The organism is Halobacillus aidingensis (assembly GCF_900104185.1).
Taxonomy (GTDB): Bacteria; Bacillota; Bacilli; order Bacillales; family Halobacillaceae; genus Halobacillus; species Halobacillus aidingensis.
In genome coordinates this window covers 1-12101 of record NZ_FNIZ01000014.1, presented here as the reverse complement: position 1 = coordinate 12101, position 12101 = coordinate 1, and the positions used below count along the sequence as shown (strand labels likewise).

The 12101-nt window shown below is 43.1% G+C and carries 9 protein-coding genes; all 9 read right to left on the bottom strand.

Going from position 1 to position 12101, the window contains the following annotated elements; all coding sequences use genetic code 11:
* Positions 1-51: 51 nt before the first annotated feature.
* The 9 genes from BLS23_RS13415 to yhbH all read right to left on the bottom strand — a co-directional run bounded on the left by BLS23_RS13415 (position 52) and on the right by yhbH (position 11795).
* Positions 52-1173, bottom strand: a complete 1122-nt coding sequence (locus BLS23_RS13415) for a Ger(x)C family spore germination protein (RefSeq protein WP_089653091.1) — start codon at positions 1171-1173, stop codon at positions 52-54.
* Positions 1170-2330 carry a GerAB/ArcD/ProY family transporter gene (locus BLS23_RS13410; RefSeq protein ID WP_089653090.1) on the bottom strand — a complete coding sequence of 387 codons (1161 nt, stop codon included), beginning with the start codon at positions 2328-2330 and terminating at the stop codon, positions 1170-1172. Before BLS23_RS13410 ends, BLS23_RS13415 begins: the two co-directional genes overlap by 4 nt.
* The gene (locus BLS23_RS13405) at positions 2257-3846 is read right to left on the bottom strand and encodes a spore germination protein (protein WP_089653248.1); all 1590 of its coding nucleotides are present in this window, start codon (positions 3844-3846) and stop codon (positions 2257-2259) included. The genes BLS23_RS13410 and BLS23_RS13405 overlap by 74 nt, the downstream gene beginning before the upstream one ends.
* Positions 3847-4471: 625 nt before the next feature.
* The gene (locus tag BLS23_RS13400) at positions 4472-5767 is read right to left on the bottom strand and encodes an NCS2 family permease (protein WP_089653088.1); all 1296 of its coding nucleotides are present in this window, start codon (positions 5765-5767) and stop codon (positions 4472-4474) included.
* 128 nt (positions 5768-5895) lie between these two features.
* On the bottom strand, positions 5896-7395 hold the full coding sequence (locus tag BLS23_RS13395) for a PH domain-containing protein (protein ID WP_089653087.1): 1500 nt from the start codon (positions 7393-7395) through the stop codon (positions 5896-5898).
* Positions 7385-7864: a PH domain-containing protein gene (locus BLS23_RS13390; RefSeq protein WP_089653085.1), complete on the bottom strand. Its 480-nt coding sequence runs from the start codon at positions 7862-7864 to the stop codon at positions 7385-7387. The genes BLS23_RS13395 and BLS23_RS13390 overlap by 11 nt, the downstream gene beginning before the upstream one ends.
* Positions 7865-7954: 90 nt before the next feature.
* Positions 7955-8770: a pyrroline-5-carboxylate reductase gene (gene proC, locus BLS23_RS13385; RefSeq protein ID WP_089653083.1), complete on the bottom strand. Its 816-nt coding sequence runs from the start codon at positions 8768-8770 to the stop codon at positions 7955-7957.
* A 214-nt stretch (positions 8771-8984) separates the two neighbouring features.
* Complete coding sequence (locus BLS23_RS13380) at positions 8985-10490, bottom strand: potassium/proton antiporter (protein ID WP_089653082.1); 1506 nt, start codon at positions 10488-10490, stop codon at positions 8985-8987.
* Between the two features lie 141 nt (positions 10491-10631).
* Positions 10632-11795: a sporulation protein YhbH gene (gene yhbH / locus BLS23_RS13375; RefSeq protein WP_089653080.1), complete on the bottom strand. Its 1164-nt coding sequence runs from the start codon at positions 11793-11795 to the stop codon at positions 10632-10634.
* Positions 11796-12101: the final 306 nt, after the last annotated feature.

The window sequence follows — 12101 nt, the reverse complement described above, 5'->3', positions numbered from 1 at the left end:
ATATAGAGACGAGATGAATCCCAAAAAGGTTTCACATAGGAGGAAAAAATTTTAATTAATGATCCCGTGCTGGATAATTTCTACCTTAACTTTAGGCTCAATCGATATTTCCGGAAATTCTTCCCTCCAGTCTAATTCCTTCCAGACTTCCGGATGATAAGCTTTCACTCTTCTTCCAATCCCGAATACATCACTGTTCGCTTCCTGGACCTGACTGATAATGTCTACAGACTCATCAGTAAGTTTCTTGGACAGCTTCTTGCCAATTTCCTCAATTCTACCTTTCACATATAAATGATCGGAAGGGTATTCCACGATTTTCACTTTCATATCAAGATTAATGGTTACAGCAATTTCTCCATCTTTATTTTCTATTTTCATCTTTCGATCATTTTCCGCTACACTCACCGTGATATAATCCAGGATTTCATCTTTCCCATGATCATCAATCTTTTTAGTCAAACGGGCGACTCTTCCCTTTTCCCCTTGCAACAGCATATACAGTGTCGTTTGTTCTGCTCCGATTTTTTCTCCTGTATAAGTTTTGTCATGGAACAACCCCATACCGCTGAAAGTGAGTAAATTTCCATCATCTTCTATTTTAAGTAGCGGGATAGAAAAATCGATTCCCGGTTCCAATAATTCCGCACAGAGAAGTTGAAGGTTTTCACCAGTTGCATGAGTGGACGAAACCGCAGCCTCCAGCAACCCGCTGATATAGTTACTGATTCTTGTCGCCCCAGTATGATTCATACTTATAACATCCTGGGCCGTCCCTTCTTCTACTACTGCAAGGTAAGCATTCAAGTTACTTCTTGGATTGCGATACATGTCGTCAAGGATAGGATAGATGTCTTGTTTCGCAAGGTCTTCTCCTAAAACAATTACTTTCACTTTAGCTGGATCGTATGATTCCGGTATCATTCGGTCAATCTTCCCCCTTGCTTGTAAAGGAGTGTGTGCTGAAGTTGATAATATTTGTAGACTTTCACTTCCCGGACCTTCGGTAGCTCTACTAACAGAAGGGATGGAGACCGTTTGTATAATTTGTCCTTCTTCCCCTTGGTCAAAGCCCAAAGAAAGGACTAGTTTGACGTTTTTAAACTGTCTTTCATCCCAGCACCCAGTAAGGAACAAGAGACTCACTATACCAGCTATTAAATATTTTTTCATGATGCCCCCCCCTTATCTTTTTTCTTTCTCAAATAACTGACAGGAACCATAATCAGCGGAAGAGTGAGAGAAAAAATGTAACCAGAATAGGTAACTACCTTATTGAAAGTTTCAATTTTTGACATATCTAAACCAATATATATACTTATGGAAAATACGCAGATACCAACGACAACGATCCATTGGTTTTGCGAATGTCTTTTAAATAAATCGGAAAGACCTAAACTCGATAAATAAAGGTAGGTAGCAAAAGAGGTTGCCACATTAATGACCCAAATCGATATGAAAAACAAATCGATACGTGCAATGATCGGGAGTGAAAATGTCTTCAACATATATAGCACAGGTTCAGGAACTAATGGAAGTTCACTCGTGCTGAAAAAGGTAAAGCTCGCAAAAACCGTAAACAAATAGAAAAGCGTAACAAACCAGTGGGCCATCACAATCGTTTTCAACTTTTGTTTGTTTGTCCCTTCCACTTTTGAAAAAATAACAAGGGAAACGATAAAGCCAAAAAAAGAAAAAATGGCTTTGTTAATTCCAGCAAATATTTTCCCCCACCCTGTTTCCAACATTGGGAACAAGTACATAATATGTGTTTCCTTTGTTGAAAAAATAATGAGGCACAGTAGAAAAACCAGTAGGAAAGAGAGCATCGTGTATAACCGGCCAAGTACAAGCAGCCCACCACCAACCATGTACATGCAAACCGTAACCATTAAGAGAGCCATAACCCACAATGGGGTGTTCGGTAAGACCCATATACTGATCATTCGGGAAAACAATAAAATGATTAACGTACCTACGCCGATAAAATAAAAAATATATAAGATGGAAAGCGGCCTTCCTACCCATTTCGTAAACATTTTATCGTTCATAGTAAACAACGTATCATGCGGGAAGTTCTTTGCAACGAACCAGATTCCTACAAGAAGAACTTGAATCGCTACCGCTCCTAATAACAGGGATATCCAACTATCCTGCTTGGCTACACTATGAAGTTCATATGGAACAGAAAGCACACCGACACCGATTTGAGTTTGAACAATTATAAAGAAAAACTGCCTTTGCGACAGCTTTTGTTCATTTTGTTGTGTCATCTGTTGAGGAGGGTTGGTCATTTCCCCCGCTTCCTTGCTTTGATTGGTTCTGTTCATCACGGTTCTTCCACTCCCTTGAAGGGTTCAAAGCTATAGGTTTAACTGCATGAGCATCCTTCGGTCTAAGCTTCATCATATACATGGGCAAACGGACAAACGTATCTTTTAAATCAACCAGACTCAATGGAGCAAGTGGAGCAAAGTAAGGGACACCAAAAGATTGTAGCCGGGTCAAGTGAATGATGATAAACAACATTCCAAATACGATCCCTATAAAACCGATCGTACCTGCGAGTATGATTAGTGGAAAAGTTAACAACCGAAGAGCTGTACTCAATTCATTGGAAGGAACGACAAAGGATGCAATGGCGGTCAAAGCAACTACGATGACCATTAAATTGGAAACAAGCCCTGCGCGGACTACGGCGTCACCAATGACGAGACCTCCCACGATCCCGATTGTCTGACCGATTGGCGCCGGGAGACGAATCCCCGCTTCTCTAATCAGTTCAATGATGATAACCATCACAAGAGCCTCCAGTATCGGAGGATAGGCAATCTCATTGATCGATGCTTTAACAGGAATAATCAGTTCATCCGGAATGACCTCAAAATGAAAGCTGACCACAGCAATATAAAAAGCAGGTAATGTGACAGCTATGATAAAACTGAATAAACGAATTAGTCGTACAAACGTCCCTGTGAACCAGCGCATGTTATAGTCATCTGGAGCCTGATAAAACATAAAAAAAGTCGCTGGTGCAATGAGGGTGGTAGGACTTCCTTCCGCCATGATGGCTACTCTTCCTTCCACCAGGTTCGCCGCTACTCTATCAGGACGCTCGGTATTCAACATCTGAGGAAAAGGTGAGTTCGACTTATCTTCTATAAATTCTTCGATATGCCCCGGGCTGTGAATCATATCCGAATCAAGGGAATGTAACCTTGTTTCAATCTCTTGGACAATCATAGGATCAGCAATTCCATCCATGTAAACAACAGCTACATTCGTGTTTGTTTTCTTACCTAACTTAAAATACTTTATTGTTAAGTCCCTATGCTCCACTCTTTTTCGGACAAGATTAATGTTTGTCATCATGTTTTCGACAAATCCATCGTGAGCCCCGCGGACTACCCTCTCGTTTTGTGGTTCCTCTGGCGTCCGGCCAAATGAAGAAGTCACACTGAACTGTGAAATTTCTTTTTTTCCTTCTTCCATATAAATGGCATGTCCACGTAAAAGTGTACGAACAACTTCTTCTAAGTCATTCGTCTGTTTTGCATTAGGAAGATGGAAAACGTCTTCTGTGTGTCCCATTTCGATGGGTGCAAAAATTTTCTCATGAATTTTTTCGTGTTCAGCTAAGGATTCAAAATATAAAAGAGCCGCATCTCCTTTTTTCAATACGCGGATCTTCAAATCATTGGATTGATGAAAAGCATCTAAAATATATTTCACGTTTTCTGACAGTTTCTTTGAGCTCGGTCTTTCTTTCTCATTTGAAGGTTCAGACATATGACGGTCTGCTAATTTGTCACGGTTATTCCTGAAGAATCGCGTAAAGATTCCCATATTTGCATCACCTAACCTTAATTTGCCACGGATAAAAAGGAATATACCAACCAAATCCTATTCCTCCCCCTAAAATCTCTCTCCCACTAACGCTCCCGATTGTGGAAGAATCAGTTCGAGACTTTTGTTGAGTGGATGGGGGCTGCGGGGAATGGCTCGCTTTCCGCGGGAGCGCGGTGAGCCTCCTCGGACTCCGTCCTGTGGGGTCTCACCAAGCACTTTTATCCCGCAGGAGTCTCCCCATTCCCCTCCTCCCACTTGCCGGAAGAGATTCTCGAAACTACCTCCCAGTAATAGGAGCTTTTATGGTTAAGAATCCTATATCGACGCGGGTTAAGGAGGATTTTACACAGAACTAGGCAGGGTGCTTTAAGAGCGATTTCGAGAACCTCATATGGTAAAGGGGCGGAGGGAAACGGTGAGACTCCTGTGGGAAGTGCGTGGTAGATGAGACCCCGCAGAGCGTTAGCTCGAGGAGGCTCATCACTCGCCCACGGAAAGCGAACCTTTTCCCGGAGCCCTATACTCCCACAAACGTCTCGAAATCAAGTCTTCAACAATACTGCCAGTTTCTTTAATAACATAGAAAAAATCCTATGGCTGATAGCCATAGGATTTGGTGGGGTTAATGTCCTGGGAAAAAGACCATTTGTAATATGAAAATAACCGCGAACATATACAACATCCAGTGCACTTCTTTTCCTTTACCCGTTACGAGCTTCAATAAAGGGTATGTGATAAATCCGAAAGAAATCCCTGTTGCAATACTGGATGTGAGTGGCATGGAAAGGATAATGATGAAGGCTGGGAAAGCATCATCGAAACTACCCCAGTTCACCTTTGCAAGACCACCCATCATAAAGCAACCGACAATGATCAATACAGGAGCTGTAATAGCTGGTAAGCCGGAAACCGCTCCAACGACAGGTGCAAAAAACATGGATAGAATAAACAATAGCGCAACGACCATTGTGGTTAAGCCTGTCCGCCCTCCAGCTGCTACCCCTGAAGAAGATTCAATGTAAGCGGATGAAGGACTCGTTCCGAACATAGCACCGACAGTTGTTGCTGATGCATCGGCCATTAAAGCGGCCCGTGCTCTCGGCAGGCTTCCATCTTTGCGGATAAAACCTGCTTGTTCTGCAACACCGATCATCGTTCCTGTTGTGTCAAAAATCGTGACAAGAAGGAAAGCGAAAATCACCGTATAAAGACCATTGCTGAATACCGCTCCAAGATCCATGTCCCAGAAAACAGGAGCCGGCGGGGCATCGATGAAGCCATCAAGCTGAAGCTGGCCTGTGAAAAAGCCAATGATGCCTGTTACAAACATGCCGATAAACAATCCTCCCGTCACGTTTCTCGCAATGAGGACCAACGTGAAGAAGAGTCCGAATACAGTTAATAATGGACCTTTTGCCGTCAAGTCACCAAGCGTAACCAGGGTCTCTTCACTAGGCACGATGATTCCTGACATTCTTAACCCCAGAAAGGCTATAAATAAACCAATTCCTGATGTGATTCCATATTTCAACGAAGGAGGAATCGCTGTAATCAACGTTTTACGTAAGCTTGTCAGACTAAGGAGAACAAATAATATACCAGAAACAAAAACAGCTCCAAGAATAACGGAATAACTGACATCCTGTTGGACGACTTCTGTGACGAAATATGCGTTCAATCCCATACCAGGTGCAATGGCGATGGGGTAATTGGCGGCAAATGCCATAATCAACGTACCTACGACCGCTGCAATGATCGTCGCCATGAACACTTGATCGAATGGCACCCCAGCGCTAGAAAGAATTGCCGGGTTAACGACAACGATATAGACCATTGTCAGAAAGGTCGTCACTCCTGCAAGCAGCTCTGTTTTAACATTTGTATGATTTTCATTTAACCGGAACCATTTGTTTAACATTTGGAAACACCAAACTTTCAATAAGAATTACAACGTGTATTATAATATTATTTTCACGAACAAAAATCAATAGATACAATAAAAATGTTCGTTTTTATTAAATTGACATAAAAAAACCGTCCGAGAAATCATTCTTCAGACGGTTTTTCACCTGCTCTCTTGATTCTATACCATTCCATCATTTCTTCCGTATCCTTTTTCTCAAGGTAGTAGCAGGAGGCGAGCGACCTGCCTCCTCCCGATGTCAACATGACCTCTATGCTTGAGAGGTGCGCCCTTTTTTGAAAATACGTCTGTTTTTCATAAGACGCCTGGATGCGGTACTTTTTCATCAAGTACGTCTGTTTGATAATTCCTCTTGATCGTAAGGTCAGCTGATCTCCAAGAATATTCCAACCTGCATCATGGAAGGCAAGCCAGCCGAGTACGGCTAAGAAGCACCCCGCCACAATGGATAATAGACCATAAGGGAAAAAGAAAATGCTGATGGGTATCGACGCTAAGAAGCCGAACCATGAATGACGCAGAATATAACGGAATAACGATCGCTTAGGTGGTTGATGGAAATCATCCACAACATCATAATCAGGAAGTACCTTTTTCAAAATCTCCCCCACTTCTGCCTTTTTGATCATTGGCAGCAGGCGTAACTGATGCTCATCATTTTTCAATACCGAGCCCCCTGCACTGATCAACGTGACGGAAGCGTATCCTAATGGCTGCCGAATTAAGTTTTCTTCCATTCGAATGCCCTGAATCCGATTCAATGGTATGGTCATCTGCTTTTTCTCCAGCCATCCACGGGTGATGATTAAATCATCTTCATCAATAAAAACAGAAAAGTTCGCATACCTTAGAATCGTCATCACTATGGATATCCCATAAGCGACTAATAATATGACAAGAGCGGTAAAGGCGATGACCAGCACACCTATTTGAATCCAATCAAGGATTTCATTGTAGATCGTCCCTACAGGTAAAAGGTCCATGAATTGTGAGAAGAAGACAGCTACCCCGGAGATGACTACTCCCGCTCCTCCAGATGTAATGGCCATCATCACGATTTCCTTCATGGACATGGCATAGACCTTTTCACGCTTCGGTTCTTCCATCTCTGCTTGGACTTCTTCAGTATCCCAAGTTTCGTCATCCTGTCTCCCGTTTCTTCGTTTCTTTTCCTGGAAAATGGCTTCCTCCAAGGAATCTGCTTCTTCTCTTCGGATCGCTGTCAGTTCAGCCTCTGCTTTTTCATTCCCTGTTGATCCAGCCGTCTCAACCGAAACCTTTACGAGATTCAAAGGACGGTGAAAAATACCCTCCGAGAAATCAAGACTCTGGATTCGATCGATAGGGATATACCTCTTTTTACGGAAAATAAGCCCATATTCAATTCTCAGCTCTCCCTCTTCCATACGGTATGTAAAGCGCAGCCAGCGAATGATCCCTGACCCCAAAACCAGGAGCAGGACACCGATCCATATGAGCAGTGGGATCCACTCCACTTCTCCACTGAATATATTTCCATTTAAGACGAGCACAATGATCAATGGCAAAGCCGCATCTTTCAACGTCTTCACGAAGTTGATGATAGCTGAAATCGGGTGAAGTCTTTTTGGTTCAAACATCATCTTCCGCCACCCTTGCTAAGGAAGAGATGGACTGACGTAGACGCTCGGCTTCCTGCTCATCCAATGCCGGGATTTTATGTACCGTCGCAGCCGTAGAAATGCTGATGGTGGATAAACGGAATTTCCTGAGTAATGGCCCCTGTTCTGTATCGACGTGTTGAACTCTGACCATAGGTACCAGCGTTCGTGTCACGATAAATAATCCGTACTGCAAGTCGATCTCTGTCTCAGTGACATCATACCTCCACCTTTTCCAACGTAAACTTGGCACGAGCCAGACAAATGAAAGCACTTCTAGTAAAGCGATGCCAAGCCCAATCAAGACAATCCACCATGGCCAATCCCATAGGAAAACGGTGACGGTTAGACCGATTGTCAACAAAAGTATGATTCCTACTTGGATCCATCCGTAAATGCGCCACAACGTCAGCGCACGCTGTGATATTCTCTGTGTCGGTTGCTGTTCCATTCTTCCACCCCCTGTGTATGATTACGATTGACTGATCGAAATGTTTCATTATTTATAAAAGAAGCCGGACGTAACAGCCCGGCCATCCCTTTATTTTTTTCCTTCTGATAATGCTTTGGACTTCTCTGTACAAGCTGTCATACCTTGAATAATCGCATTTCTGAATCCAGCTTCTTCAAGCTTCGTTACACCTGCAATGGTTGTACCGCCTGGGGTGCAGACGGCATCCTTCAGTTCACCAGGGTGACGACCGGTCTCTTTGACCATCTGAGCCGCCCCTTGGACAGACTGGGATACCATTTTATAGGCTTTGTCTCTAGGGAAGCCTTGTTGGACAGCTGCATCTGCCATGGCCTCAATGAGCATGTAGATAAAAGCCGGTGAAGATCCGCTGACGGCCGGAACCGCATCCATCAACTTTTCTTCTACGATTTCAGCTTCTCCAAAGCTTTCAAACACTTCCATTACTTCTGCTAATTCTTCTTTTGTCACGAAATCGTTCGGACACAAAACACTCATGCCTGCTCCGACAAGCGAAGGGGTGTTCGGCATAGAACGAATCACTTTCACATTGCGACCAAAGGCTTCTTTCATAGCATCAAGTGTGATGCCGGCAGCAATGGTGACAACCACTGTATCCTCGGGTACTTCATCCTTAATTTCCTGGACGACTCCTTGATACACATAAGGTTTCACCGCCAAGAAAAGCAGATCACTTTCTCTTGCCACTCGTTTATTTTCATTGGAAATGTTAATCCCGTATTCATCCGTCACAAAGTCAATCGTTTCATCGGATAAAGCCGTCGCAGCGATATCACTCGCCTTCACAAGGCCTGCATCAATCATGCCCTGAATCATCGCCTGCCCCATTTGGCCACAGCCGATAAAACCTATACGTTTGTTCACCGTACATCCCTCCTTGGTGATTCTTATTGTATAGGAAGATTGTCGAACGTACAATTCCATATTGGATTTCCCTTGTTTCTCTAGTAAAAATTACATGTTTTTTCTAGAAAAGGTTTACAAACCCGCCTGTCTTACCTATAATAATAACTGTATTCTTCATATCATAGTGAAACGCCCAAAATATCATAGCTGCTACGAAAAAAGCCGAGCTGCCTTAAGCTCGGCTTTTTTCGTGTTCTGCTTCCTCTTCTTTAATCGCCTCAAGCAGCTTCTTCACTTCTTTTTTATTTTTTCTCGCTACAAGGATATACAGCGTATCTCCGGCTTTGATTTCTGTTTGACCATAGGGGGTAATCACATCCCCGTCACGAATGATTGCATTGATTAATGCTCGATCAGGCAATTCCATATCCTCTAAAGTCTGGCCAACAACAATATTCCTTTCCGTTACATCAAACTCAATCATTTCAACATTTGCTTTTCCGATGGAAATCAACTCAAGAGAATGAATCGGATTTCCAAGCTTATCGGAAACAAGTTTGAAACGTTCAGCGATCCATGTGATGGAAGAGCCTTGTACAAGAGCTGAAGTCAGGACAGTAAAGAAAACAACGTTGAAGATGAGCTGGCTGTTCTGAATTCCTGCGAGCATTGGGAAGATGGCAAGGACGATGGGTACAGCACCGCGCAAACCAGCCCAGGATAAAAAGTACACTTCCTTCATCGTAAAGGAAAAACCGGCCAGGCTTAAAAGCGTGGCTACAGGCCTCGCAATGAAGATGAGCACAAGGGCTATTAACAGACCATCTACCATAACGGGCCAAGTGAAGACTTCTGTTGGAGAAACGAATAATCCTAGAATAATAAACATAAGGATTTGCGCCATCCAACCAAATCCTTCATGGAAACGCAAGATAGAATAACGATACGCCAGTTCAGCATTTCCAATGACCACAGCTGTTACATATACAGCTAAAAGACCACTGGCTTGAAGAAGTGAACTTGAACTGTATGATAAAAAGGCGAAACCTAAGGCGAACAAAGGATAGAGTCCACTGGAATCAAGATTAATCCGGTTTAGCGATAAACTTGCTAAATAACCAATCCCAGCCCCTACCACCAGCCCGGCCCCCATTTGCCAAAAGAAAGACCCCACCAAACCAAATAGATTGACCTGATCAATTGTGAGCAATTGTATGAAGGCAATCGTTAAAAACACGGCCATTGGATCGTTGGTACCGGACTCAGCTTCAAGTGTGGCCTCAAGCTTAGGTCGAACGTTTTTACCTTTGAGAACGGCAAATACGGCAGCCGCATCTGTAGACCCCACAATGGAACCGACAAGGAAAGCTTCAAACCAACCGATATGTAAAATGAATTTAGCAGCTAAGGCAACGATGGATGTCGTAAGCACGACTCCAACTGTTGCTAAGGTAATCGATGGAGCCACCACAGGCCTTATATCTTTCCACTTCGTCAGCATACCACCTTCGAACAAAATGACAATTAAGGCGATGACACCGATCAACTGAGCTATTTCAGGGTTATCAAAGTAAATGAACCCAAGTCCATCATTCCCCACGAGCATTCCAACGGCAATAAACAAAACAAGAGAAGGAACCCCAAGCCTGGAAGAGAATTTTGTAACGATGATACTTACAATAAGTAATAGAGCCATCAGCATGATGAATTGATTGGACTCTAAGATTTCCTGAATCATAAACGATACTCCCTTTTATTTTCTATATATACACATTATAACAATGAAAGATTGAGTGTAAGCAATAAAACACTCGTCCACCTTTTGAAAACACAAAAAAGGCCAAGCAACAAGATGTTACTTGGCTTCTTCTTTGCAACATCAGCTTAGCATCTCTTCTACTTGTTCACTGAAGAATTGTTTCATCGCATGAAACACATCTGCTTTTCTTCTCAAAATGTAATAGCGGAATTTCGGGTGATCGATTGATTTATAGGCCTGCATCAAACTTGAGGAACGGTTGTATTGGTTTACTTCTCCATAACCGAACATCTGTGAAACTTCAATGAGCTGTTCGATCAATCCCAGGCATCGTTTATTATCGGAAGTTAAGTTGTCACCATCTGAGAAATGGAACGGATAAATGTTGTAACGTTCCGGCGAATACTTCGTCTCAATCAATTCTAATGCCTTGCGATAAGCTGAGGAGCAGATCGTGCCTCCACTCTCTCCTTTGGAAAAGAAATCATCCTCACTGACGACTTTTGCCTGGGTGTGGTGCGCAACAAATTCAATTTCTACTGTTTCATAATTCCGGTTCAGGAACCTGGTCATCCAGAAAAAGAAACTTCTGGCCATATATTTTTCCCATTGCCCCATGGAACCACTTGTATCCATCATTGCAATAACGACAGCTTTTGACTCAGGCTTGGTTTTCTCATTCCACGTTTTGAAGCGAATATCCTCTGGATAAATGGGTGCAAATGAAGCTTCACCGCCCAGAGCGTTTCGTTTGTACGCTTCGAGCATCGTCCTCTTCTTGTCAATGTTTCCAGTCAACCCTGTCTTTCGGATATCGCTGAACTCTATATCTGTGTGAATGATATTGTCTTTTTCCTTCTCATCCAAATTCGGTAAGGTCAATTCCTTAAACAAGGCTTCCTCTAACTCTGCTAATGAAATCTCTGCCTCATAATAATCTTCGCCAGCTTGATCACCGGCTCCATCTCCATCGCCAGGCTTACCTTTCGATTGCTGCGGCGCTTGAGCAACGACATCTCCGACTTCACTATCTCCTTCACCTTGTCCTGCATGCTTATTCTTCTCGTGATTATAACGGATCTTATATTCATCAAGCGAACGTATTGGAATCTTAACGACACGCTTTCCATTCGACATCACAATATTTTCTTCAGTAATGAGATCAGGTAACTGCTTGCTCATCGCATCCTTCACTTTTTCTTGATGTCGCCGCTGATCGTCGTAGCCTTTCCGATGGAGGGACCAGTCGTCTTCGGCGATTACGAAACTCATCTCTTCATCCATGTAATTCCCTCCTAATCGAGTATTACTCTATCGTATGCAGGTCCACGGTAATGGATGAAAGATATTGAGATATACATGGATTATTTGTTTCTTTCGCCTATATTTGTCTACCTTTTCACAATCAATTTGATAGTCCATGTTGGTAAATAAGTTGTTCAAGTATATGGCAGGATTATGTAAGACTCAGTTTCGAGATGTTTGTGTGCGTTTAGGGGCTCCGGGAAACAGTTCGCTTTCCATGGGGCGGGCGGTGAGCCTCCTCGGACTTCGTCCTGCGGGGTCTCACCTGTCCCACACGTCCCATAG

What these genes read in the sequence shown, in the direction of transcription:
- BLS23_RS13415 (WP_089653091.1), bottom strand. Translation starts at nt 1,173, where the DNA reads ATGAAAAAATATTTAATAGCTGGTATAGTGAGTCTCTTGTTCCTTACT.
- BLS23_RS13410 (WP_089653090.1), bottom strand. Translation starts at nt 2,330, where the DNA reads ATGAACAGAACCAATCAAAGCAAGGAAGCGGGGGAAATGACCAACCCT.
- BLS23_RS13405 (WP_089653248.1), bottom strand. Translation starts at nt 3,846, where the DNA reads ATGGGAATCTTTACGCGATTCTTCAGGAATAACCGTGACAAATTAGCA.
- BLS23_RS13400 (WP_089653088.1), bottom strand. Translation starts at nt 5,767, where the DNA reads ATGTTAAACAAATGGTTCCGGTTAAATGAAAATCATACAAATGTTAAA.
- BLS23_RS13395 (WP_089653087.1), bottom strand. Translation starts at nt 7,395, where the DNA reads ATGATGTTTGAACCAAAAAGACTTCACCCGATTTCAGCTATCATCAAC.
- BLS23_RS13390 (WP_089653085.1), bottom strand. Translation starts at nt 7,864, where the DNA reads ATGGAACAGCAACCGACACAGAGAATATCACAGCGTGCGCTGACGTTG.
- BLS23_RS13380 (WP_089653082.1), bottom strand. Translation starts at nt 10,490, where the DNA reads ATGATTCAGGAAATCTTAGAGTCCAATCAATTCATCATGCTGATGGCT.
- yhbH (WP_089653080.1), bottom strand. Translation starts at nt 11,795, where the DNA reads ATGGATGAAGAGATGAGTTTCGTAATCGCCGAAGACGACTGGTCCCTC.